The following is a 24,387-nucleotide window of genomic DNA, read 5'->3' on the forward strand; positions in this document are numbered from 1 at the left end:
AGCGTCTCAGGCGCCGCGCCGGCGCATCCCGTCGCGGATGACGTAGGCGCCACCAGCCGCGGCCATGATGGCGAGCGCGTACCATGTCAGGGCGTAGACGAGGTGGTTGTCGCTGAAGGCCACCACGGTGAGCCCACCAATAGGGTAGATGCCGGGATCAGGCCCGGCCTCGGCATCGATGAAGTAGGGCGCGGTCGCTCCGAGGCCTCGCGAAGCAGCGATGGCTGCGACATCGCGCGAGTACCAGCGATCGGCCCCGGGATCGTTGTGGCGCAGAAAGCCGCCGCCGGGCTCAGAGATGCGCAGCAGGCCGGTGACTTGGGTTTCGCCCATGGTCCGGCAAAGTTCACGCGATGCGGGATCGCGCTTATCGGCGGGGACGAAGCCGCGGTTGACGAGGATGGTCGTTCCGTCCGCGCCCACCAGCGGCGTCATTACCCAATATCCGCCGCCGAGTTCCGTCACGGCCTGGACGAGGGTTTCCCGATCGTTCGCGAAGGTCCCGGTGGCGTAGACCCGGCGGTAAGCGTCGGTGCCGGCATCGATCGAGGGCCAATCCGGCTGCCGAGGTGCAAGGACCGGAGCGGCATGGATCCGCGCATCGACGCGGGCGATCAGGTCGTGCTTCCACGCGCGGCGCTGGACCTGCCAAGTGCCCAGCGCAAGAAAGGCCGCTACGGTCAGGAGAGTTAGAACGCCGACTACCGCGAGGCCAGTGCCCGAGGGCCGGAGGGGTCTATCCGTTCTCATCAGAATGCCGAGACGATAAAATTACGGCCACGCCTCGGATACGTGATCCGAGGCGTGGCCGTAGGGTACTGGTCTCGCATCGTTCTTCCCGAAAACCGGCGTCCAGTAATTGGGACGGTGCGCTAGTGGTGCTGATGCAAGCTGGTCGGCGTCATCGGCATCATGTTGGTGTTCAGATGATACATCACCCAGACGGAGCCTGTGAGCGTGATCACCACGAGCGTCAGGGTGAAGATCAGCGCCAGGATCGTCCACCCGCCCTCGGACTTGGTGTTCATGTGGAGGAAGTAGACCATGTGGACAACGATCTGCACCACACCGAAGCCCATGATGACGAGGCCGGTGAGACGCGGGTTTCCGAGCACATCCCCCATGACCAGCCAGAACGGGATCGCGGTCAGGATCACTGACAGCACGAAGCCGGTGACATACCCTTTGAACGAGCCGTGACCGCTATGGTCGCCGTGGCCCTTCACGTCCTCTTCGTGGTCCGCCGCATGGGCGGACTGGCTGGCGGCGCTCATTGCAGCACTCCCATGAGATAGACGAAGGTGAAGACGCCGATCCAGATCACGTCGAGGAAGTGCCAGAACATCGAAAGGCACTGCAGCCGGCGCTGGTTCTCCGGGATAAGGCCCTTCTGTTCGGTCTGGACCATCAGCACGACGAGCCAGACGAGGCCGAGCGTCACGTGCAGGCCGTGGGTGCCCACCAAGGTGAAGAACGACGACAGGAAGGCGCTGCGCTGCGGCCCGGCGCCTTCATGGATGAGGTGTGCGAACTCGTAGAGCTCCAGGCCGATGAAGGCGAGGCCGAACAGGCCGGTCACGCCGAGCCAGAGCTGCATCCGCCGCTGCTCGCCCTTGGCCATCTCCAGCATGGCGAAGCCATAGGTGATGGACGAGAACAGCAACATCGACGTGTTCAACGCCACCAGCGGCAGGTCGAACAGATCCTTGGGAGAAGGACCTGCCGCATAGTTTCGACCGAGAACGGCGTATGTGGCGAACAGGGCCGCGAAGATGAGACAATCGCTCATCAGATAGATCCAGAAGCCCAGCATGGTGCCGCCTTCGGGATGGTGATCCTCCTCCATGTAGAAGGAGGGTGCCTCGCCTTCCTTGGCGAGGGTGGGAGCGTGCGACGCCATGGTTCTCAGACCCGACCTTCGAGCAACCGGGTCCGTTCAGCCTCGGTACCGATCACGGTGTCGGCCGGGATGTGGAAGTCGCGGTTGTAGTTGAACGTATGCCCGATGGCGACGACGGCCATGGCGATGAACGTCAGTGCGGCAAGCCACCAGATGTACCAGATCATGCCGAACGAGAAGCCGATGCTGAGGATGCCGAGGATCATGCCCGTGCCGGTGTTCTTCGGCATGTGGATCGGGCGGAAACCCTGGAGCGGTCGGGCATAGCCACGGCGTTTCATGTCCGACCACGCATCGTGATCGTGAATCACGGGCGTGAAGGCGAAGTTGTAATCCGGCGGCGGCGAGGAGGTCGACCATTCGAGGGTACGGCCGCCCCACGGATCGCCGGTCACGTCACGCAGCTGTTCACGCCGCATGAAGCTCACGACGAGCTGAATGATGAAGGAGAGGATGCCGAGCGCGATCAACCCGGCGCCGAAGGCCGCGATGATGAACCAGATCTGCAGCGACGGATCGTCGAAATGCTGCACGCGGCGCGTCACGCCCATCAGGCCGAGGACGTAGAGCGGCATGAAGGCGAAGTAGAAGCCCGTTAGCCAGAACCAGAACGACATCTTCCCCCAGAACGGATCGAGCTTGAAGCCGAACGCCTTCGGGAACCAGTAAGTGATGCCGGCCAGCATACCGAACAGCACGCCGCCGATGATGACGTTGTGGAAGTGGGCGATGAGGAACAGGCTGTTGTGGAGCACGAAATCGGCCGGGGGCACGGCGAGGAGAACGCCGGTCATGCCACCGATGGTGAAGGTAACCATGAAGCCGATGGCCCAGAGCATCGGCTCCTCGAAACGGATGCGGCCCTTGTACATGGTGAAGAGCCAGTTGAAGAGCTTCGCCCCCGTCGGGATCGAGATGATCATCGTCGTGATGCCGAAGAACGAGTTCACGGAGGCACCCGAGCCCATCGTGAAGAAGTGGTGCAGCCAGACGAGGTAGGACAGGATCGTGATGACCACGGTGGCGTAGACCATGGAGGCGTAGCCGAAGAGCCGCTTGCCGGAGAAGGTCGAGACGATCTCCGAGAACACTCCGAAAGCGGGCAAGATGAGGATGTAGACCTCCGGATGACCCCAGATCCAGATGAGGTTCACGTACATCATCGGGTTGCCGCCGAGGTCGTTCGAGAAGAAGTGCGTGCCCACGTAGCGGTCGAGGGAGAGCAGCGCGAGAACGGCCGTGAGGATCGGAAAAGCGGCGACGATAAGGATGTTCGTGCAGAGCGCGGTCCAGGTGAAGATCGGCATCTTCATCATGGTCATGCCAGGCGCGCGCATCTTCACGATGGTGGCGATCAGATTGATGCCGGACAACAGGGTGCCGATGCCGGCGATCTGAAGCCCCCAGATGTAATAATCGACGCCGACGCCGGGACTTCCGGCAGGGCCGGAGAGAGGCGGGTAGGCCAGCCATCCGGTACGGGCGAACTCGCCGACGAACAACGACGCCATGATCGTCGCGGCGCCGCTGACCGTCATCCAGAAGCTGAAATTGTTGAGGAACGGGAATGACACGTCGCGTGCACCGATCTGCAGCGGCACGACGAAGTTCATCAGCCCGGTGACCAGAGGCATCGCCACGAAGAAAATCATGATCACGCCGTGGGCAGTGAAGATCTGATCATAATGATGCGGCGGCAGGTAGCCCTCGTTGGCCCCGAAGGCGATGGCCTGCTGCGAGCGCATGAGGAGCGCATCGGAGAAGCCGCGCAGCAGCATCACCAGCGCGAGCACCACATACATGATGCCGATCTTCTTGTGGTCGACGGAGGTGAACCAGTCGCGCCACAGCGGACCCCACCAGCGCATGTAGGTGATGAGGCCCAGCAATCCGACGCCACCGATGGCGACGCCGATGAACGTCACGAGCAGGATCGGCTCGTGATACGGAATGGCTTCGAGAGTCAGTCGCCCGAAGACGAGCTTCTGAAGATCGAGATTGGCAAACATGGGATCGCTTCGTTCCCGGTTGTCGGCGAGGGGACGTACCGACCGATTCGGTACTCGTCTCTCATGGGTTCAATTTAATGGTGCCGCCACTGTGATGCGCCTGTCCCGAAGGCCGCGCGTCATCGCGTCGGCCTAGCGGTTCAGCTGCGCGGGGGCAGGGTCACTCTGCTTCGTGTCAGACCCGGAATGGTCGTGGTGGTGATCATGCCCCTTGTCCGGGTCGACCTCCTGGCTGCGCGTCTTCTTTTCGGTGGCTGGGAACGTCGCCCCCTGGGCCTCCTCGCCGCGGACGGCATGCCGGTCGTCGTAACGAAGCCGCTCCCGGTTGGCGTGGCTCTCTTTGCCGGCGCCGCCCTTGGAGTCGATGCTCATCATTTCGCCCATGCACATCTTACCCTCGACGACGCACATGTTCAGAATGGCGCTATAGAGCCCCGGCGCGACGCTGGAATAGTAGCCCACCGGCTCACGCTCGCTCGGCTTCTCCAGGGCGATGTAGGCGTCGCGGTTGAGCTCCTTACCCGCGGCCTTCACCTTGGCGACCCACTGGTCGAAGCCGCCCTGGTCAAGCCCGTGGAACTTGAAGTTCATCCGCGAGAAGCCTTCGCCGCTATAATTAGCGGAGAAACCTTCGTAGACGCCCGCCTTGTTGATGACGGCGTGCAGCTTCGTCTCCATTCCGGCCATTGCGTAGATCTGTCCCGCCAGCGCCGGAATGAAGAAAGAGTTCATCATCGAGGCCGAGGTGATCTTGAAATTGATTGGCACATCCACCGGCGCCGCCAGTTCATTCACCGTGGCGATGCCCTGGTCGGGATAGAAGAACAGCCACTTCCAATCGAGTGCCACGACCTCGACCGTCAACGGCTTCACATCCGCAGTGAGCGGACGGGAAGCGTCGATGCGGCTCAGGGGCCGGTAGGGATCGAGCGTATGTGTGCTGATCCAGGTCAGCGCCCCGAGGGCGATGATGATCACGAGAGGCGCCGACCAGATCAGCACTTCGAGCTGAGTCGAGTGGTGCCAGTCGGGGTCGTACTCGGCCTCGGTGTTCGATTGGCGATAGCGCCAAGCGAAAAAGAGCGTGAAGGCGATCACCGGAAGGATGATCAGCAGCATCAGCCCCGTCGAGGCGACAATGAGGTCACGCTGCCGCGTGGCGATGTCGCCCGCTGGCTGCATGACGACCATGTTGCAGCCCGAGAGAAGGGCCATGAGAGGCAGGAATGCGAGAGCGCGCAAGGATCTGGATGACATCCGACCGGCTGCAGTGAGACGTCCGCGGGCGGAACGTCGGGAGGAAACATTTGGTTTACGAAAAGCGGCGGCTCGTACTGGATTGCTTGCCGCGATGCCGTTTCGATACGGGCTTCTCCTGCGCAGTGCAAAGGCGCCCTGGCAAGTGCGTGCGGCTTTAATCAGCCGGGCGTTGAGAGCATAGCTGATTTCCATCGCGGAAGGCAGTAAGAAGGGAAGCATCACCCGCGGGACATATGCCTGACTGATCCGCGAAACGTGACGTTGCATCGCTTTGCCGCAGTGCAACAAGCCCTCATAATCGGAACACAGGGATGCGCCAAGTGCGGCGTGTCCTTCCCACCCTTCAAGCAGCGAATGGCCGTCCATGAGCCAAGATTACGCGTTGCAGACCCCGCCGCATCTGAGTGCAGGTGCCAGGGCCGGCGCATCCGAACCCGAAGTCGCGCCCGGCGACATTGCCGTCGGTGTCCTCATCGGCCGGACATCGGAATTCTTCGACTTCTTCGTCTTCGGCATCGCCTCGGTGCTGATTTTCCCGAAGGTCTTCTTTCCGTTCGTCCCGCCCCTGGAAGGCACGCTCTACGCGTTCGCCCTCTTCGCTCTCGCCTTCGTGGCACGGCCCATCGGTTCGGTGATCTTCATGGAGATCGACCGGCGGCATGGGCGAGGCGTGAAACTGACGATCGCCCTGTTCCTGCTCGGTGGCTCGACGGTGTCGATCGCGTTCCTGCCGACCTATCACAGCATCGGGATGGCCTCGGTCTGGCTGCTCGCCGCTTTCCGTATAGGGCAGGGGCTCGCGCTGGGCGGCGCGTGGGACGGCCTCGCTTCGCTTCTGTCGATCAAAGCCCCCAGTGACCGCAAGGGCTGGTATGCGATGATCCCGCAGCTCGGAGCGCCCATCGGCTTCGGGCTCGCAAGTGCCCTGTTCTCGTTCTTTCTCGCCAACCTGACCATGGACGACTTCCTCGATTGGGGCTGGCGTTACCCGTTCTACGTGGCCTTCGCGGTAAACGTCGTCGCTCTTTTCGCGCGACTTCGCCTCGTGGCAACCGAGGAGTTCACGCAGCTTCTCGAGACGCGCGAACTCGCCCCGACCCCGGTCTGGGAAATGATCCGCGCACAGGGGCGAACTGTCCTTATCGGCGCCTTCGTGCCGCTGGCGAGTTTTGCACTGTTCCATCTCGTCAGCATCTTCCCGATCAGCTGGATCACCCTGTTCACGAAGCGCTCGGCCGGCGAGTTCCTGCTCGTACAATTCGTCGGCTCGATCGTCTTCGCTGGCGCGATTGTGATCTCGGGAATCGTCGCGGATCAGGTGGGCCGGCGTCGGCTCGTCGGCATAGCGGCCAGCCTAATCGGCTTGTTCAGCCTCGCCAGCATTCTCGCACCGCTGCTGTTCGGCGATAGCGAGACCGGCCAGACGATCTACGTGCTCGTCGGCTTCGGTCTGCTCGGCTTGTCTTACGGGCAGACATCAGGCTCGGTGACCGAGTATCTCGGCACGCGCTATCGCTATACCGGCGCGGCGCTCACATCCGATCTCGCCTGGCTGATCGGAGCCGGCTTCGCGCCGCTGGTGGCGCTGAGCCTGTCGAGCCGATTCGGCCTTGCCTGGGTGGGAGTTTACCTGCTGTCGGGTGCGGTCGCGACCTTGGGCGCGCTCGCCATCAACCGGAAGGTTGCCGCGATCTGACAATTACGGACGTGGTACAATGAGAAAAAGGCCAGCATGCACCGCATGCGGGCCTTTTTCATATCCGCTTCGGGTCGAGCCTTATCGGATTGCAGGGCAGAATTCGCCGGATGGACCCAGAGCGAGATCCCCCTGACGAGGAGTGTTCAGGGCAAACGCTCCGGTATCGTCGCGCGGAAAGAAGCTCGGGCCGAGTTCGCGTTCGAAGAACCCATTCCCGATTTCGTAGAAGCAGCGATCCATGACCGCCGTCACGGGAAAGCTGCGCTGAACAACGGGTTGTCCGAAGGGTGCGCCTCGGCGCGGGACGTCGCAATAGCCGGTCACGTCTACCGGAGCCGACCCATCGAGCCTGATTGTCCTCGACGTGCCGGGGCGAACCGTCACTGCTCCACCCTCCCCTTGGCCCACTACGAGCGTCAATGTCGACCGGTTGGCAACTTTGCGCAGGCAGGACGCCTCGGCTTCGCTGAACCCTGTCACGAGAACTACGAGGGTGGCGAAGCCGGCCGCGAGCGACTTCAGGCGGATGGGCATGTGAAGACCTCACAAAGATTGGGATTGCGGAGAACGTGACATCAAAACCGGATTGGCGGTATCAGCGGTTAATTCCACCAGGACCGCCGGATGTTCCACCGGTACCCGGCAGGGCGCCGGTCCCAGGGGGGCCACCGACGCCGGTTCCGACGCCCGCACTGGAGGACGGCCCCGATGCCTCACCCGCACCACCGACCGGAGGCTTTCCAACCGGAGACCCGGGAGAAACGGAGTTTGTCGATGGCATGCCAAAGGCGCTCCCTGAGGGTGTGCCAGCTTCACCACTCTGCGATGGAGCCGTGCCGATGCCGGCCGGAGCCGGAATGCTCTGAGCAAGTACGGTCCCCGTCAGCAATAGGACGAGACAAGGTGCGAGCACGACGGGTCTGGCGATCATCGAAACGGGTCCTGGAAGAACAGAGATATAGGGCAGAACTCGGCGTGGCTCGCTTCCGTTCAACCACGATGCCAAGGAAGCGTGGGATCTATCAATCCTCCCACGGTCAGGAGGCATGAAGCGCTTTCTGCAACTCGTCCTTCGACATACTCGAGCGACCGCGGATATTTTCCGATCGGGCCTGCTCCATCAGTTGGGCCTTGGTGGGCCCATCCGAGGCCTTGCGGGACTTGGATCCACCTTTCTGGGCGGAGGCCGCTTTCTCGGCTATGTCCTTCGGCTGACTGGAGAACTGCTTCCCGTTTTTGGTGTCAGCACGCTTCTTTCGGGTCGAGCGGTCGTACTCCTCCTTTGACAAGGAGGAACGTGCTTTCTTCGGAAGATACCGTTCGCCCGTCTCGCTGCTCGGCTCGCCGGATTTCGTATCCCATTCCTCATTGGACCATTGCGTAAGGCTGTTGTCCTTGGACTTCCGTCCCTTGTAACCGCCTCCGGCCTCTTTATAGGCCTTCGTCGCCGCTTGAGCTTTGCGGGCGGACCATTGGCCGGGTTTGCCTCCTTTATCCGAGGAGGTGACCTCGGACTTGATTTTATCCCACAGCTTAGGATCGGACTTCTCTGCGCTGGCGGCCATCGTTCAAGCCTTTGCTTGTTTCCATGCGATCAACATGCGCCGGAAGGGCCAGTTCCCGGGGTATGACGTGTCATCAATCCGTGTGAAAGCACGACGATAAAGGTGCTTCGACCGCGAAGGCTCCGGTACGGCGACATTGACTTGAGAAGCCGGAGCCTTCACCTCGCGAGCGCGCAGGGCGGTTATCCCACGGCGAGACAAACGGAACCTTTCAAATGAGCGAAAGCGGATTGGCGAAGCCCACGGTGTTCATCGATGGGGAGGCCGGCACCACCGGGCTCGGCATTCGCGAACGCCTGGAGCGCGAGGGCCGCGTCTCCCTGAAAAGTATCCCTCATGAGAGCCGCAAAGACATCGCGTTCAAACGGGCGCTGTTGGCTGACGTAGATCTCGTTGTCCTCTGCCTGCCCGACGACGCTGCTAAGGAAACGGTGGCTTTGGCCGATGCTCTTCCGGCTGGCGGCCCCCGCATTCTCGATGCGAGCACCGCCCACCGCGTCAGCCCCGGTTGGGCTTACGGCTTCGCTGAGTTGAACACCGGCCAATCACAGGTGATCCGCGAGTCGCGGCGCGTCGCCAATCCCGGCTGCTATCCCACCGGGGCGATCGCGTTGGTACGGCCCCTTGTCGACGCTGGATTGCTGCCGTGGGACACGCCGATCAGCGTCAATGCGGTGAGCGGCTACAGCGGTGGCGGCAAGAGCATGATCGAAGCCTATGAAGCCGGCGACGCACCGGCGTTTCAGCTCTACGGCCTCGGCTTTGCACACAAGCACCTGCCGGAGCTTCAAACCTATGGCGGCTTGACCCGTAGGCCAATCTTCATCCCATCCGTGGGAAACTTCCGCCAGGGCATGTTGGTCAGCATTCCGCTTCACCTCGATACTCTGCCGGGGCGTCCGGATGCGGCAGCACTGGAAGCGGCTCTCGCAGCCCATTACGCCGGCAACACCTTGGTGACGGTGATACAGACCAGCCCGAACGACAAGCCGGATGCCGAGGGCCTGAACGATACTGATCGTCTCGAACTAAGGGTCTATGGAACACCGGACCATTCCCAGGCGCTGCTCGTTGCCCGGCTCGACAACCTTGGTAAAGGCGCCTCCGGTGCCGCTGTTCAGAATATTGGCCTCATGCTCGGGCTGGATTAAACGAACGACGCGGACAGGACTCACTACACTATCCGGGCCTGTCCATATCATGGGGCGTGGCTCGGGTATCGCCGGATCGGTCGACTGACGGAAATTGGAACTTGGCGCCGAGACTTCACGCGGCGTCATTCGAACAATGCGTATATAATATTTCTGGCAGCGCATTTCCCATGCGAGAGCGCATCGCCATAGGCTGGCTCGGCCGCGGAGTTGCGACAGCCATACGTCGATTCTCGGACATCGAAGCGACCAACGAGTCCAACTTCATCCCCCTTCCTCTCCGACCCGACAAAGACTATCCCCACGCGCATTAGTTGTATTTTGTTCGTCCCGTTGACGGGACATCCATATTCAGCAAAATTACGGCGGATATTTCAGACCGACCTTCACGACTCATCTTAAAAAGAGACCGCTTGAGAATCTGCCTCTCATCGTGCCGCTGATATTCGCAGCAATACGACGCATACTTTTTGCATGAAGGTACGATTTTGACTGAAGTTACAGGGAACTGATTTCCGTTGAACAGGTTAGCCACCGTCGCCTGCCAACATGGCGATGAGGTAAGTTTCTTGTCGCTCAATGAAAGTCGAAAAACTCACCGTATGCCCCGTCGAAGTAGATGCTTGTTTCTAAGAAGCTTTTCCTGATGCGAGAGGAAGGTACAATTCCACGAGCACCTTGAAGATGTCAGACGAGGAGGCCAAAGATCCGCCGCTACCGCTGCCGAACTCCTACCTCGAAACGTCATGAGAGGGGAGGTATACGATTGCAAACTCTTAATTTCTACTATTTGCCGGCCTTCCGCACCAGAAGTCGCGACATCTGCTATTCGGCGAAGGTGGAAAATCACCTTCTACTCCAACATCGGGATCACGGCATGACATCTGGACAAATAGCCCCACCGACAGGGCTGAATGATGGATCTTCCCGATGCGTGGCAGTGCGCCGTGCAGTTGGATTCGGCTGCCGCAACGACCTTTGAGCTTATGCGAAGTGGCGGGAGCGGACTTACCCCTGGTTGGAACTTCGAGGCTGGCCCAGGTGGATTTGCCAGTCGTGATTGTTTTGACCGGCAGACAATCCCACCCACGAAGTTTTCCCCTGCGACCTTTGTCGGGTCTGGTGATGAGCGAGCCGCCTCGAGGCGTTGATGCGCTGAAATGATGGATAAACTCTGCTTGGTGCCACGCCCAAACGTATGGGGATCGCATGATATGGCTCTCGCAGACGGCGAAAACCCGATACACACGAGCGAATGATCCTTAAAACACCGAATTTCCTGCAATAACATCTTGCGATAGGTCAAAACAGAGCTTAGTCTCGTGTACAGTTTCAACAAATTGAATCGATGGTACGAATATCATGAGTGAATCAGACACTGAATCGGCTCGTCTTATCACCTTAGCAGCTGATATCGTTTCCGCTTACGTCAGCAACAATCACGTTCAAAGCGCGGAGCTGCCTAAGCTTTTAAGCGATGTGCACGAAGCCATTCGCACTGTGAGCACGAGCAATGCACCGGCGGTGGACACTGGGCCGCCCAAGGCGACGCCGCAGGAGATCCGCCGCTCCGTGACCCCGGATTACTTGGTCAGCTTCGAAGACGGCAAGCAGTACAAGACGCTTCGCCGTCACCTCACGCTACGGGGACTGACCCCTGAGCAATACCGGGCAAAATGGGGTCTGCAGCCCGACTATCCGATGACGTCCGCCGCTTATTCCGAACAACGGTCCGAGCTAGCTCGTGCACTCGGTCTCGGCCAGCAGCGTCGTAAGACTGTGACCAAGTCAGCTCCAGAAGAGGTTGTGAGCGAGCCGGTGGAAGAAGCTGTCGCTCCCGCGCCGGAAAAGAAGCGTCGCGGCCCGCGCAAGAAGCAGGCGGCCTGAGTCTTTTCCAAAGACCCGACCTAGTATCATCCGGGTCATCCGACAAAGCCTACTTCCGGCATGCGCCGCGAAGTAGGCTTTGTCGCGGAAAATGCTGAAATTTGCAGGAAGGTATGGTTTTCATAGGAGCTTTAGGCGAGCCGTGGATCGACGAGGATTGGACTTTATAATTGTTGTCTCAACCGTCGATCACCCTTGGTCGGAACATGCCGCAAACACAGGATCTGCGGTAGAGGAAGCTATGAAAATCCTGCTGCCTTGCAGCGTAGGCCCATCTGGTGCTCTCCACACTTGATCAGCCCAGGCAATCGGCGAGGGCTAATGACAGCCCTCCAGGGCGGTGTTAGGAAAAGCGCGGCGTCCCGACTCCGTAGCTCAGCTGGATAGAGCAGCCGCCTTCTAAGCGGCAGGTAACAGAGCAGCCGCCGCCCATCCCGCAGAGCGCAGAGCAGCCGCCGAGACCGGACGCCCGGGGCCGCGTAGCACGTCAGTGGCAATGGATTTCCCCGCCCCCGAACGTGTAAAACGATTCCACAAACGCGATTTGGGAATCGTTTTACACGTTGGCCGGGCCAGGCCTTAGGCCGCGTCGATCTGCTGCGCGACAATTTCGAGGACCTTGTCGATCCGGCGGACCTCGGCCTCCTCGCCTGCATCAAGGGCCTCCACCCTCCGTAGTCCGAGCATGCGGTTCTGTTCCATGAGCCCCGCGATGTGGGTGGCCTGCGCGGCCGCCTTCCTGGCCTCGGCGTCATCGACCCACTCGTTCACCTCGGTGTTGAGCCACCGGCCATCCGAGCCCTCCTCGACGGAGGCGCGGACCGCGAGCTTGCACCGGCGGCCGTCGCGGCTCTGCAGGGGGAGGAAGGCCCATTCCTTCAAGAGGAGGTACGATGCCGGACCCAGGTCGAGCGTGACCGGGTGCCCACTGGAAACGAGGGCGAGGGTTTGATCCATCCCCGCTGACCAGAGTGCGGCCCCGAGCCCCACCCGGGCGTCGGCGGCCATGGACTTGACCCGCTCCGCCCGGAGCCCGAGGTAGTCAGCTGCCTCCGAGTACGATGCGCAGATGGTGTCCCCGGCACCGTATTCGATGACGGCGATGACGACGTCCGGGCAGGCGCGGTGGGACTTGCTGGTCTCGGGCTTGAGCCAGGAATCGACGGTGGCCTCCTCGACACGCGGCGCCGGTCATTCCTGACCTCGCGACACACGGCGTGCTTGATCCAGTCCGCGAACATGACCTGAATTTTGGCCTCCCGCTGGGGGGCCCCACCGGGGTGCTCCTCGGCGAGGATGCGCTCCACGCTGCGCGCGGCCCCGAGGGCGATCTCGTCGATTGTGGACTGCCTCAAGACTGCGGCTCCGGGGCAAAGGAATGCTGCGACCGCCGGAGATCCAGGGCGGCGACAGTTCTAAGCGCGGCGGCCTCGGCCATCTGCAGGCCATGCCTGTCGATCCAGGCCGCCTGGGCTCGCTGCTCCGTTGGTGTCATGCGGGAGTACGAGCGCCCGAAGGCCTCGATCTCATCATCGGTGGGCATGCTGGTCCGTGTCCCTGTCTCGCGTTCGCGAGTTGCTTCAAAGGCGATCGAAGCAGTTCCCGCGGATTCGCATAGGAGGAAACGGGACGTGGCGTCCGGATGGCCCATCGAGAACGCCATCGCCGTTGACGACGCGCAACTAATCTTGCCGGGAAGCGATTGTCAGTATAGATAGGACAATACCCGAAGCGGCTTGCCCACAAGCCGCCCGGTACAGCAGGGAACCTCATATGTTGATTATCGACCGAATGGTGGCAATGGTCCGCTCTGGCCCAGGCCCCTCACCGGAAGAACGCGCTGCGGCCACCGCCCGATATCAGGCCGAGGAGCATGCCAGGCAGGTCCGCCAGGCCGAGGAGCGCGAGGCATACCTCGGGGCCGCACCCCGGTATGTCCTCCCCGACGGCTCCGCGTGGCGCTCGGCACAGATGCTCGGGCGCCTGAGCAACGGCGGTGAGCGCGACCGAGGCCGGCTGTACCACATTGTCTCGGAGGACGGCTGCGGCCCGATGGGCGGCGCCGGGAGCGCCCTGTGCGGTGCCACGCCGGGCCGGCGCTCGGTCGGGTGGGGCGACGTCGAAGGCACCCCTGCGACCTGCCCTCGTTGCCTGAAGCGGGTGGCGTCATGAGGGGCACCACCATCATCATCAAGGGGGTACACGTGGGGGCAACGTCTTGGCATGTGGCCTGTCGCGAATGACCACCCCGGCCGGTTCTGCGTCGACGTCGTCTACCTGTCCGGCCCTACCCAGGACCTCCTTCCGTGCGAATAACGCTCTACCCCGTCCCGCCTGAAACGCCCGCCATCGGGCACGCCGTCGGGTACGTCTCGGGCTCGCCGCTCTCCAACCTCGCGGGGGCCGCCCCCCCGGCGGGGCCTTTGCTGTCATACGACGGCCGTCAGGCCCTCATCGATGGTCAGCCGGTGGATCATGCCGAGATCGCGGAGGCCCTCCATGCCGAAATCGAGCGGGTGGCCAAACGCGTCTTCGGTCCCGATTTCGTGGGGCCCCTGAGCCTGGCCTCGGGTCTCAACGTGCGCTCGCTCGCACGCGGCCGCCTCATCTCGCACGGCCTCCCGGCGCCCCTACTCGACATGCTCGGCCGGGCGGCCGCGACCGCGCACCCGAGGGCGACGGGATACATGCTCCAAGCCGTCGCATACCTTTGGGACGAGCACGTCATCTCCCACGGAATGGGGGAGACCGGGCCAGGGCCGCTCTCCGCCCAGGGTCGTGAGGCCCTCGGGCAGAGGTGCGAGGAGATCCTCGACCGTGCGCTCGGGATGGTCGCCACCATGCAGGGGGAGGCGGCCGCGGCCCGGGCCCGGACAGCCGCGCTCAAAGCAACGATTCGTTAACGCTTCACATGCAATGGTGGCTTCCCGCTCCGTCCCAAGATGGCGCGAACTGGAGACTCCAGCATGACAAAGAACGCCCCCCGGCGTGCGTCGACTCGCGCGCCTGCCAGCGATCCGTTCGCACCCGACCACCCCCCATCCGTTGATTGGCTCGACCAGGGACTGGATTTCCTGGACTGCGATCCAATGGCGGACGCAATCCACTGGTCGACGGGGATCCTGCTCGACCTGCCGCACCTGCATCCCTCCGTGCGTGCCGCGCTTGAGAAGTTGTCGTCATGCCGGGTGTCGCTCTCGTCGCTCTCGCATGCCGAGAGCGTGTGCGACGAGGCTTCGGAAGACCTCAAGCTGGGTCAGGACCACCGCGACACGTACGCCGACTGGGCGACGAGGTGCGTCTATTACCAGGCTTTCCTGGGCGACCAGGGGTGCGCCCTGAGGTGTGCCGTCCGCGTCTGGAAGATCGCGATGGCGGGAGGGCATACCGACCTCCGGCTCTCTAACCTTTTGACCACCCATGCCGAGATGATGTCCGTCGCGGCATACTGCGACGAAGGGCAATGGGCACCCAAGCGCGAGCCACGGTCGTACCGCCGCCAGGGGGACAGTTTGACCGCCTTGCAGATCATTGCCCGATCGGTCGTGAAGGTGGAGAGGCCCAGCAACGTCATGCGCGGCCCCGTCCGTGACGACACCGGATTCGATCCCCGCGATCAGGACGAGGACGACCTGCCGGAGGCGCCTGGGTCGGGCCTCCTCGTGGTGCGCAGCGTCGAGCACCTGCCGGGGTCGGCCAAGGACGGTGCACGAGGCAGCGGAGGGGTCACTCCCCGGGCCGAGTGGGCACCCATCGCCGGGGTTACCCTCCCGTGCCGGCCGGTGCCCGATCTCGCGGCCGCGCGCCATGACCTCGTTGAGCAGTACCCGCACGCCGCAGGGCTCATCGAGCGGATCCTGAACCAGATGGTCGGGCGCCCGTTCGCGCGGCTCCCCCCCATCCTGCTTGTAGGGCCGCCTGGCTCCGGCAAGACCCGGCTGGCCACGAGCATCGCCACCACCCTGGGCCTCCCGAGTTCGGTCTACTCGTGCAGTGGCGTGGCGGACGCGTCGCTCACGGGTACTAGCCGCCAGTGGTCCACGGGTCGGGCTTCCGTCCCCCTTCAGACCATCAGGCAGGAGATGACGGCGACCGTCGCGGTCATCCTCGACGAGATCGAGAAGGCCGGCACAGGGACTACGAACGGGTCGCTCCACGACGGGCTCCTACCCATGCTGGATCATGCCGAGGTCTACAGGGACCCCTACCTGGAGTGCGACACGAACCTCGCGGGCGTGACGTTCCTGGCCACGGCGAACGGCACCTCAGGCATGCCCCGGCCACTGCTCGACCGCTTCCGGGTTTTCCAGATGCCGGAGCCCAGGCCGTCCGACTTGCCGGCCCTCGCACGGGGGATCGTGGGGGACGCCCGGCGCGAGAGGGGGACGGATGCCTCATGGCTCCCGGACCTCGACGGCGACGAGCTCGGCCTGATCGCGGAGCACTGGAGAGGGGGGAGCGTCCGCCGCCTGCAGCGTCTCGTCGACACCGTCCTCGCTGGTCGCGAGACCCTAGCCGCGCGGCATTGAGGGAGGGGAGCATGACCAACGATCCCCGCCTCGTCGCCCTGTTCGGCCTGAGCCTCTCGGCGATCCACTTGGCCCGCGACCGCCTCATCACGGGCGAGGACCTGCAAGCCATCACGGACCTCATCCAGTCCCTCATCGACCGCGCGAAGGAGAGCCACGATGCAGCGTGACACCCTCCCCGCGATCCGCGAGCGGGTCCGGTTCGCTTGGTCGACCCGCAGGGCCTGCGGGCTGTTCGCGGTCGCCGCCGGGATCCGGATCGACCGGATCATGGAGGATGAGGCGGCCGGCCGGATCACCTCCCACGATGCCCTGCGCATGGCCGCCGAGGCCGAGGCGGCCGCCTTGTGCTTCCGCCCTCTCGCCCTCCGGTGACGGACGTCTATCGGAATCTGACACGGCGATGCTGGTCGATCCGGGAACGCGGCCGCGTCGTCGGGCACCTCCAAACCATAACCCTGGCCGGCGCCGTGATGGTGGTCCGGCCAGGGTCTCGGGCCAGGGTTTTACGGACCGGCAATCGCGAGGTCCACGCCTGGGTCAGGGGCACAATCGTCCCACACGCCGGCGTCCCCACGGGGGCCGCGAGGCTCCACTACCGGCCGTTCCTGGCCGGCCATTTCACGGACGAATGCGGCCGGCCCGTCGTGGCGGCCGCAATGGTTTTCTTCGGCGCGGACGGCAGGGCATGGCACAGCGAAACCGGTACCCAGGCAGCCGCTTCGACCTGACTGAGCTCGGCGACCGTCCCCTGTTTCACGACTGGATCATACAGCCCGACGACCGGTCCGCGGATGGCACCGTGCTCACCGGGACGGTCTACGGGCATGACAAGTTCCCCGACGGGACGGGCCTAACGACGTCGACCGTCCAGGCTTTCGATGCGGCCGCGGGATGGGCGTACTGCTACTCGACTGGGCTGGTCCGCCTCGGCCGGTGCCAGGACCCGGAGGGATGCGCGAACGTGGACCTTATGTAGCCCAAGCGTTAACGGCCCGGCCGGGGCGGTGGTGGCAAAACGCCTGTCGGGAGGCGGGCGGGCGGCAAAACGCCTGGGCGGACGGCAAATTACCTATTCCGAGGGTCGCTGGCGGCAAAATGCCTGGGCGCCCCCGGGTCGACAGGCCGTTTGGGTCACCTTGATACAGCCCCCCCCGCGCCTCCCGGTTAACGCAAGGCCCGTATCCCGTTCGGGAATTTTTTAGGTCCGGAATGCCGTGACCTGACCGTTATTTTGGACCGAGCCGACTGAGAGGCTACGGTGGCCTGTCCTGGGATCCGTCGAGGGGGCTGGTCAAGGAATGTAATGGGCGACCTCAACAACGAGCCCATGTCTGAACCTGGTTCGCTCATCTGAATGCCCCCTTGCGTTGCAGACCACCCGCGTCCGGCCCACCCGGTAATCGGAGGCATAATGGACATGACCGTGGACCCAGACGTCCGGTCCTTGGTCCAGGATGACGTCAGTCAGGTCGGAGGCATCGCACCACCGTAGGTCCGCGTCGCTCCGTGGAAGGCTCGCCGGGTGCGGGGCGTGATGGGTCACCACCACCGTGGGACCGGGGTGGCTGACGGCCAGGGTGTTCTCGATAAAGCCACGGGTGACCCGGTGCATCGCAAGCACCTCCTCGGGCTTGATGCGATTGCGCGACCTCGGACCCGTGCGGATCCGGCGGTAATCGACCATCCCACCACGCCCCTGGGCGGTCCGGATACCGTGGTTCAGGTTGAACGACCCCAGGCGGAAGTCCGTCCATAGGGTACCGCCGGCGAACCGAACGCCGTCGATGATGACCGCGTCGTCGAGCAGGAGATGGATGCCGAGCGCGTCCGCCCGCTCACGCCCCCGGGTCAACTGGTCGTGAATCGTGTAGCGTTCCTCACCCCGGTCCCACCAAAAATCGTGATTGCCTGGCACGTAGACCACCGGCACGCCGGACAAGTGGTCGCCGAGCCAGTCCAGCGCCCGAACCAGGGGCATGTGCACGTCACCGGCCACGACGGCCACGTCGAAACCACCCGCCGGCGCATGCGCGGCAGGGTCCCAAGCATTCTCCTTCCAGTCCTGATGCAGGTCCGAGAACACCCATAGGCGAAGGCCAGGGGCAGTCATGACCCCGCTCCGTTCGTCGCCAAGCGCGCCAGGATCCGGTCCAACGTCACCGGGGCCCAGTCCCAGCAATCCACGCCGACATCGGCACGCGTCGCCGTGCCCGGGACCGAACCATGGGAATGCCCATGCAGGTGAAGGCCAACCCGGTGGGAGCGAGGGTAGCTCACATGAGGGTAATGGCTCAGCCATATGGAGCGCATCACGCCCGCCGGGTCCGGCAGGGCGATCATCGCCACGTCCCGGACGGGCTCGGCCCAGGGGAGGCGTTCACCGATCCGCTCGTGGTTGCCACGGATCAGGAGCTTGCGACCGTTAACGCGTAGGAAAATCGCGAGCGCATAAGTCTCGGTGCACCGGTATGCGAAGTCGCCCAGGTGCCAGACCGTGTCATCCGGGTGGACGACGGCGTTCCAACGTTCGACCAGGGTCTCGTCGTGCTCGTGAAGCGAAGCGAACGGTCGCTGGGTCTGCATCCTCGGGCTGAGGATGAGAGCTTGATGGCCAACGTGGCTGTCGGCCGTGAAATGTACCTTTGGCATTTTAGCCTCTCGCAATTGCGGAGGCTTCGCGCGCGGCATCGCTCTCCGGGATTAGTCGGTCGGGGGCGGCGCCATGCGTTTCATCGTTACTATCCTTGAAGCTTCCGCGTGATCGCCTGGCCGGTCCCCGAACGCAAGGGGCGTGAGAAGCTTGTCAGGCCGCGGCGACTATCGGAATCTCGTCGAGGCGGGTCGTGTAACGGGGCGACCGCATCTTGAACTTGGTCGACCATTCGCGTTTCGGGGCGAACCCGGCGGCGCCCGGGACGACGGCGCCTCGTCCGAAGCGGCGATTGCAGGCGTCGAGCGCCTCCATCAGGGCGGCTCCCATCTCGCGGTCGAGTTGGCCCAAGCCCGGCATCGCACGCTGCGATGCGGCCAGCGGCATCAGGTCGGTGGTGACCACCCCGGCCTTGGAATAGCGGAACCCGTCCCGCCAGGTCTTCCGGACGCCGTGGGTGGCGGCCTTCACCAGGGCGAGAGTGTCGCTGGTCGCCTCGGGGAGCGTCACGACGGTCGAGACCGAGCGTTGAGGCCGGTCGCGGTCATGCTCCGAGGTGTGGAAGAAGACTGTCACGTGGTTGGTCGCCAACCCCTCGCGGCGGAGCTTCTCGCCGAGTCTGGAGGCATGGGTGGCGACGGCCTGCTCCATGGTGGCGCGATCCTCGACGCGCTCGGAGAACGACCGGGTGACGGCGCATCCCTTACGGGTGGCGGCTACCGTCTCCAGGTCTAGGCAGGCCATACCCCGCAGCTCGTGGACGAGGCGCTCGCCCACGACTGTCATGGCCTTGCGGGCGACGCGTGGGTCGAGGTCGCGGACATCGGCGGCGCTGTCGCATCCCAGGGCTTCCAGGCGCCGGGCGTTTGCCGGCCCCACACCCCAGATGTCGCCCACCGGGATGCGGATGATCCAGTGGTCGTACTGCTCCGGGTCGGTCAGGTCGCAGACCCCTTCGAGCTCGGGTACCTTCTTGGCGATGTGGTTGGCGAGCTTGGCCAACGTCTTGGTCGACCCGATGCCGACGCAGGTGGGGATGCCCGTCCAGGCCCGTACGGTCGCCCGCATGTCCCTGCATAAGGACGCCCGGTCCTGGTTGCGCACGTCGGAGATGTCGAGAAAACTCTCGTCGATGGAGTAAATCTCGATGCGGGGCGAGAAGTCCCGGTAGACCGCGTTCACCCGGGCCGACATGTCTCCATAAAGGGCGTAGTTCGAGGAGTAGACTTGGACACCCTGCTGCCGGCACATGTCCCGGATCTTGAACCAGGGCTCGCCCATCCGGATGCCGAGCGCCTTGGCCTCGTTGGTCCGGGCAATCGCGCAGCCATCGTTGTTGGACAGCACGATCACCGGCACCTTCGCCAGCCGAGCATCGAAGACCCGCTCGCACGAGCAGTAGAACGAGTTGCCGTCGGAGAGCGCGTAGGCCCGGGCGCTCATTCGCAGCGGCGCTTCGCACAGACGGACCCGGAGACGACGCCCCAGACCTCAATGACAGCGTCGGGGGAGAGTTGGAACTCGGGGAAGCGAGGGTTGGCGAAGTGCAGCGAGATGCGCGGCCCTTGGCGCTTCCAGACCTTGAAGGATCGCTCGCCGTCGATGTCGACAACGACGATGTCGCCGTTGCGCGGGGTGAGCGAGCGGTCGACGACGGCGAGGTCGCCGTCGAACAGGCGGGCTAGGATCATGCTGTCGCCGGCGACCCGGACCAGGAAGGTGGCCGGGCGGTTGACGATCAGTAGGCGCTGGAGGTCGATCTCTTCCTCGATGAAGTCGTCGGCCGGGCTCGGGAAGCCGGCCTGGACAGGCTTGGCGAGAAGGGACACCGGCATGGGAAAGCCGATGTTTATGCCAGTGATCTGCATGGTGCTCCTCCAAGAGTCCAGGAACAAAAGCAGAACACGTTTGGCCGGTTCCGTATAGCGGCTACGCTTGGGTGCGAAGCCACAATTCGATGAGGTCCCGCCGATGGTGGAGTGGGGAAAACCCGTCTCCCGCGATAGAGGCGGTTCATGCACCCGCCGTCCGCGAAGGGATGCCACGGACGGTAGGGGTGGACTACGTAGGCAGGGCGCCGTTGATCGCCCGGATCACCTTCTCCGCATTGTCCAGGGTGGCCTCGATGGCGGGGGTCTTTTCGTCCAGAACGGCGGGATTGCGAATAAGCCAGTCCGCCGGCGTGAAGTGATCGAACTCTGGCGTGTCGGGAGGCAGCAGCTTGAAGGCCGCCTCCACCCGCTTGACCAGTCGCACCATACCCCCCGCCTCCTTGTCGAGCTTGGCGGTCGTCAGCACACCGCGGCCCTTCAGGCCGTAGGCTCCGTTGACAATGGCGAGGTAGACTTCCGGGTCGAAGATGTCCTCGACATCCCCCTCTGGCAGGCCGAGCACGTCGGGGTAGTTCATGATGCGGTTCTCGGGGATCGCACCTGCGGCCCGGAGTTGCTCCAGCTTGCGCTTGTCGCCCTGAGCCCTGTCGGACATCACCGCGAGGTGCAGCTTCGCGCCCTTGAACAGCGAGACGAACGACTGGATCTTGTCGAGGCCGCCGGCCGGGCAGATCGTCCAGCGCGGATCGAGCGCGATACGCTTGCGGCGCTTCAACTGGGCCGAGAGCGCATTGAGGAAGACGAGGTCGCCGGGCCCCTCGACCAGCAAGGTGTGCTTGCCGATGAACAGGGCCTGGGTCACGTCGTAGCCCAGCGCCGCCTGGAGCGGGAACAGCGTGTCCGGATCGGTCGCCAGGACGTCATCGCGCACCTTGGTGCCCTTCGTCGTCGGGAAGCCGTTCGGCCGCTGTTCGATCTGGTCCTCGACGATGCGCGAGAGCGTCAGGTCGTCGGGTGGAACCATGAACGGCGAATGGGTCGAGAACACCACTTGGTGGTGGGGCACCAGCTTGTCGCCGAAGTACCTCAACAGGTCGGCCTGGGCCTTTCCGTGAAGGGTCAGCCCTGGCTCGTCGAGCAGGAGCACCAGGCTGCCGCCCTGCTTGCTGACCTGGGCGAACTTCACCAGGAACGAGAAGAACCAGATGAAACCGGCGCTCCGCTCCGAGAAGGGGACCGAGACGCGATGCAGGATGTTTTTGACGCGGGCGCGCGCGATCACGCCCTCGTCAAACGGCGCGGGGTCGTTCGGCTCCGCCTTTGTGACCCTGACCTCGATCTCCAGGAACGGGTTCTGGGTCCAGTATTCCCGCAGTTGGTCGGTGATCGCGTTCGACGCGGATTCGCATTTCGCGTTCAGCGACTCGTAGGTCTTCGACTCGCGGATCTCCTCGACCGAGGTCCCGGCGAACTCCAGGAAATCGAGGAAAACCAGCTCGGGGACTTCGAGAGGCTCGCTCGACCTATGCGGGCGGCGACCAAATCGATGGACGCCGCCATCCTCGTCCCTCTCGATGTCGTCGACGCGGATCTGGCCGGCCATGCGGTCGTAGTGCGAGAAGTACATGAAGCTTGGGCAGGCCGAGCGAACGTGGCTCGCAATAGCGTTGAGCACCGATTTGCCTGGCAAGGCTTCCAGGGCATCCAGTAGCGCCTGTTGGGCTGCGGATATTTCCTCCAGGCCCTCCAGGGCCTTCCGGACCGCTGCCGCCGAACCGGAGGCCGCAAAGGCGCGTCGCTCATCCTCGGTTAGCCCATGCCTGTCGGTGAGGAAGGCCATGCAGGCGGCCTCGTCGAGGTGCACGGTCACTCCGATCCCGCCACCGTAGCGCCGGCTGAGGGTCACCTGGGACGACGCGAGGCAGCCGGGCCCGAAAGATGCGGCGAGGTCGTTCATCTCGGCGTCGGACAAGGTCCACCGGGTCGCGATGACCATGGCGTCGTCGTCCGCGTGACGCCTCTCGTATTCGTTCAGGTAACGCCGCGGGTAGTCCCGCTCACGGTCGAACGTGATAGGCGTCGACGCATGGGGTTTCAGGCCGGCGAGCGCGTGAAGCAGTGCCGTCTTGCCTGCCTCGTTCTTGCCGACGAGGCAGGCCATGTCGCCGAGGGTGATCTCGCCGGAATCCTCGACGCTGCGAAAATTCGTGACCCTGAAACTGTCGAGCTTCATCCGAGACCTCGTTATATGGTCGGCCTCGGCGGAGGCCTGCATGTGAAAGGATGATGGTTAGGGCGTGCCCGGAGCCGAAGCCTGCGCGGGTGCAGGGGCGGCCGGAGATCCGTCGTTGAAATCCCCGTGGGTGGCCAGCGCCTCCGGTCGGTAGGGGCCCCTGCCGGTGCATTGCGTCACCTCGGCCAACCGGAAGCGCCGGTAGACGGTCTCATGGACAGGCGCCCCGGGCGGCACGTAGCGTGGCTTCACCGCCCAGCCCAGCCTGCCGGCCAATGGCAGGAGCCAGCCGGGGACGATGCCCGCGATGGTGTCGCGCATCCCGGCGACCTCGCAGTGCTGCATGCCGTCGAAGGCCGGGTGCAGGTGCAATCGCCCGGTACCCGTCTTGCCCGGTTCCATCCCGTCGACCAGGAGCGGATACGGAATGGTCGTGGCCTCCTCGACCATCCAGTCCAGCGCGATGTCGGAGAGCCGGCTTTCGACCTCGGGATAACTCCCGCCCACGTCGGAATGGTTGCCTGCGAACCACATCTGGATCAGCGGATCGGGCTCGTCGCCGACCCTTTGGCGAATGGCGTCCTTCTTCGCCCATTCGACACGGGGGAAGTCGGCGCGGGTCTCGTCGATTGCCAGGGCGTGCCGACCGTAGCCGACGTGGCCGCTGAGGAACCTGTCGTAGTTCCCGGACCGCCATTGCGCGAGGTTGAAGCGCGTCTTGCCGTTGACGGGGGAGTTCACGATGAACTTGATGGTGGTAGGAAGCCAGCGCCACAGGACGAAAGCCGCGCCGAGGATCGCGACGACCGCGAACGGCTTCCAGAACCCCGTATGGAATGCAAGGTCGAGCACGACCGACGGCCCGGCGGCGAGCACGGCGGCCAGCGCGAACAGCCCTGCCGCGAGGCCCCAACGCCGTACGCCGACCGATCCGAGGGATGCGACGGTGTCGAACACGCCTACGAAATGAGGAGCCACGTTCGACCTCAGGTCGTCGCCTGACCCGTATCGGTGCCGGAACCGACGCGCCAGCTCCTGGCGCTCCCGGTCGTAGTCGCCCCGAGGGGACCCGGCGCCATACTCGTAGACTCCCATCACCGCCTCGTTGGCGATGTCGCGGGTCGTCTTCCGAAAACGTGGAAGGTAACTGCCGGGGGGTAGTGCCTCGGCCGGCGGCGGGAGCGCGTGCTTCCGGCCTGGAAGCTTCTCCTTCATCCATTGGCCAACCGCCGCCCAAAGGCTTGGGGCCTTGCACTCGCCCCCGGGCGCAATCGTCGGGACGCCACACAGGAAGAGCACGTTTGCCACGCAACGGGCCGTGTAGGCTCCTCGGCTGAAGCCCACGAGGAAGATACGGTCGCCCGGCTCGTAGTGGTCGATGATGAAGGCGTAGCAGTCGGCGATGTTCTTCGTGATGCCGAGGCCCGTCACCGAGGACAGGAGCTTCTGCAGCCTTCGGTAGGCGCTCAGCAACCCGGTGGCTGAGCCGTCGGTCCCCAACCCGGGGTCGTAGAACGCCACCTGATCCTTCGGGTCGATGCCGCTGTCCGGGCCAACCCGGCAGACGCGATAGAGTTTGTAGACGTTGCTGAGGCGCTGCTCCTCGCGCAGCCCGCCCTCCTGGCCGGTCCCGTCCGAAAAGACGACAATGTTCTTCGGCATGCCCATT

General features: G+C 63.8%; 23 protein-coding genes. 8 read left to right on the forward strand and 15 right to left on the reverse strand.

Annotation, left to right across the window (positions count from 1 at the left end):
• Positions 1 to 6: 6 nt before the first annotated feature.
• The 5 genes from ASF32_RS20490 to cyoA form a co-directional block, all read right to left on the reverse strand.
• Positions 7 to 750, reverse strand: a complete 744-nt coding sequence (locus ASF32_RS20490) for an SURF1 family protein (RefSeq protein WP_056432849.1) — start codon at positions 748 to 750, stop codon at positions 7 to 9.
• Between the two features lie 122 nt (positions 751 to 872).
• Complete coding sequence (gene cyoD, locus ASF32_RS20495; protein ID WP_056432852.1) at positions 873 to 1,274, reverse strand: cytochrome o ubiquinol oxidase subunit IV; 402 nt, start codon at positions 1,272 to 1,274, stop codon at positions 873 to 875.
• A complete protein-coding gene (gene cyoC / locus ASF32_RS20500) occupies positions 1,271 to 1,900 on the reverse strand; it encodes a cytochrome o ubiquinol oxidase subunit III (RefSeq protein ID WP_056432855.1) in 630 nt (209 codons plus the stop codon). Before cyoC ends, cyoD begins: the two co-directional genes overlap by 4 nt.
• Before the next feature lie 5 nt (positions 1,901 to 1,905).
• Positions 1,906 to 3,909 (reverse strand): cytochrome o ubiquinol oxidase subunit I, encoded by a 2,004-nt coding sequence (gene cyoB, locus ASF32_RS20505; RefSeq protein ID WP_056432857.1) that lies wholly within the window; start codon positions 3,907 to 3,909, stop codon positions 1,906 to 1,908.
• Between the two features lie 132 nt (positions 3,910 to 4,041).
• Positions 4,042 to 5,166 carry a ubiquinol oxidase subunit II gene (cyoA, locus tag ASF32_RS20510; protein WP_056432861.1) on the reverse strand — a complete coding sequence of 375 codons (1,125 nt, stop codon included), beginning with the start codon at positions 5,164 to 5,166 and terminating at the stop codon, positions 4,042 to 4,044.
• A 367-nt stretch (positions 5,167 to 5,533) separates the two neighbouring features.
• Here cyoA and ASF32_RS20515 point away from each other — a divergent pair, with 367 nt between their 5' ends.
• Entirely contained in the window at positions 5,534 to 6,865 is a 1,332-nt protein-coding gene (locus tag ASF32_RS20515; protein WP_056432866.1) for an MFS transporter, read from the forward strand.
• A gap of 81 nt (positions 6,866 to 6,946) precedes the next feature.
• Here ASF32_RS20515 and ASF32_RS20520 read toward each other — a convergent pair whose 3' ends face one another.
• Positions 6,947 to 7,402, reverse strand: a complete 456-nt coding sequence (locus ASF32_RS20520; RefSeq protein ID WP_056432868.1) for a hypothetical protein — start codon at positions 7,400 to 7,402, stop codon at positions 6,947 to 6,949.
• Between the two features lie 503 nt (positions 7,403 to 7,905).
• A complete protein-coding gene (locus tag ASF32_RS20525) occupies positions 7,906 to 8,433 on the reverse strand; it encodes a hypothetical protein (RefSeq protein ID WP_056432871.1) in 528 nt (175 codons plus the stop codon).
• Positions 8,434 to 8,648: 215 nt separating this feature from the next.
• Between ASF32_RS20525 and argC the strand changes: the two genes are divergently transcribed.
• Positions 8,649 to 9,584 carry an N-acetyl-gamma-glutamyl-phosphate reductase gene (gene argC / locus ASF32_RS20530; protein ID WP_056432874.1) on the forward strand — a complete coding sequence of 312 codons (936 nt, stop codon included), beginning with the start codon at positions 8,649 to 8,651 and terminating at the stop codon, positions 9,582 to 9,584.
• Between the two features lie 1,362 nt (positions 9,585 to 10,946).
• Positions 10,947 to 11,471 (forward strand): MucR family transcriptional regulator, encoded by a 525-nt coding sequence (locus ASF32_RS20535; RefSeq protein WP_056432877.1) that lies wholly within the window; start codon positions 10,947 to 10,949, stop codon positions 11,469 to 11,471.
• A gap of 579 nt (positions 11,472 to 12,050) precedes the next feature.
• Here the strand turns inward: ASF32_RS20535 and ASF32_RS20540 are convergent.
• Positions 12,051 to 12,479 (reverse strand): hypothetical protein, encoded by a 429-nt coding sequence (locus tag ASF32_RS20540; protein ID WP_056432879.1) that lies wholly within the window; start codon positions 12,477 to 12,479, stop codon positions 12,051 to 12,053.
• A gap of 343 nt (positions 12,480 to 12,822) precedes the next feature.
• Positions 12,823 to 13,014 (reverse strand): hypothetical protein, encoded by a 192-nt coding sequence (locus ASF32_RS20545; protein WP_056432884.1) that lies wholly within the window; start codon positions 13,012 to 13,014, stop codon positions 12,823 to 12,825.
• Between the two features lie 763 nt (positions 13,015 to 13,777).
• Here ASF32_RS20545 and ASF32_RS20555 point away from each other — a divergent pair.
• From ASF32_RS20555 to ASF32_RS20570, 5 genes are all read left to right on the forward strand, one after another.
• The gene (locus ASF32_RS20555) at positions 13,778 to 14,374 is read left to right on the forward strand and encodes a hypothetical protein (RefSeq protein WP_056432888.1); all 597 of its coding nucleotides are present in this window, start codon (positions 13,778 to 13,780) and stop codon (positions 14,372 to 14,374) included.
• Positions 14,375 to 14,437: 63 nt separating this feature from the next.
• Positions 14,438 to 16,000 carry an AAA family ATPase gene (locus ASF32_RS20560; RefSeq protein WP_056432891.1) on the forward strand — a complete coding sequence of 521 codons (1,563 nt, stop codon included), beginning with the start codon at positions 14,438 to 14,440 and terminating at the stop codon, positions 15,998 to 16,000.
• 11 nt (positions 16,001 to 16,011) lie between these two features.
• On the forward strand, positions 16,012 to 16,170 hold the full coding sequence (locus tag ASF32_RS25630; protein WP_156467917.1) for a hypothetical protein: 159 nt from the start codon (positions 16,012 to 16,014) through the stop codon (positions 16,168 to 16,170).
• The gene (locus tag ASF32_RS20565) at positions 16,160 to 16,375 is read left to right on the forward strand and encodes a hypothetical protein (RefSeq protein WP_056432895.1); all 216 of its coding nucleotides are present in this window, start codon (positions 16,160 to 16,162) and stop codon (positions 16,373 to 16,375) included. The genes ASF32_RS25630 and ASF32_RS20565 overlap by 11 nt, the downstream gene beginning before the upstream one ends.
• A gap of 313 nt (positions 16,376 to 16,688) precedes the next feature.
• Positions 16,689 to 16,979, forward strand: coding sequence for a hypothetical protein (locus ASF32_RS20570; protein WP_056432898.1), 291 nt, complete (start codon positions 16,689 to 16,691; stop codon positions 16,977 to 16,979).
• Between the two features lie 315 nt (positions 16,980 to 17,294).
• Here the strand turns inward: ASF32_RS20570 and ASF32_RS20575 are convergent, their stop codons facing one another.
• The 6 genes from ASF32_RS20575 to ASF32_RS20600 all read right to left on the reverse strand — a co-directional run bounded on the left by ASF32_RS20575 (position 17,295) and on the right by ASF32_RS20600 (position 24,380).
• Entirely contained in the window at positions 17,295 to 18,113 is an 819-nt protein-coding gene (locus ASF32_RS20575) for a metallophosphoesterase (protein WP_018044324.1), read from the reverse strand.
• Positions 18,110 to 18,652, reverse strand: coding sequence for a metallophosphoesterase (locus ASF32_RS20580; RefSeq protein WP_056432904.1), 543 nt, complete (start codon positions 18,650 to 18,652; stop codon positions 18,110 to 18,112). The genes ASF32_RS20575 and ASF32_RS20580 overlap by 4 nt, the downstream gene beginning before the upstream one ends.
• Positions 18,653 to 18,806: 154 nt before the next feature.
• Positions 18,807 to 20,096, reverse strand: a complete 1,290-nt coding sequence (locus ASF32_RS20585; protein ID WP_056432907.1) for a Y-family DNA polymerase — start codon at positions 20,094 to 20,096, stop codon at positions 18,807 to 18,809.
• Positions 20,093 to 20,521, reverse strand: coding sequence for a S24 family peptidase (locus ASF32_RS20590; protein WP_056432910.1), 429 nt, complete (start codon positions 20,519 to 20,521; stop codon positions 20,093 to 20,095). Before ASF32_RS20590 ends, ASF32_RS20585 begins: the two co-directional genes overlap by 4 nt.
• 193 nt (positions 20,522 to 20,714) lie before the next feature.
• Complete coding sequence (locus ASF32_RS20595) at positions 20,715 to 22,718, reverse strand: AAA family ATPase (RefSeq protein WP_056432912.1); 2,004 nt, start codon at positions 22,716 to 22,718, stop codon at positions 20,715 to 20,717.
• 57 nt (positions 22,719 to 22,775) lie between these two features.
• Complete coding sequence (locus ASF32_RS20600; protein ID WP_026176012.1) at positions 22,776 to 24,380, reverse strand: DUF2235 domain-containing protein; 1,605 nt, start codon at positions 24,378 to 24,380, stop codon at positions 22,776 to 22,778.
• Positions 24,381 to 24,387: the final 7 nt, after the last annotated feature.

The organism is Methylobacterium sp. Leaf91, from assembly GCF_001422815.1.
Classification (GTDB): Bacteria; Pseudomonadota; Alphaproteobacteria; order Rhizobiales; family Beijerinckiaceae; genus Methylobacterium.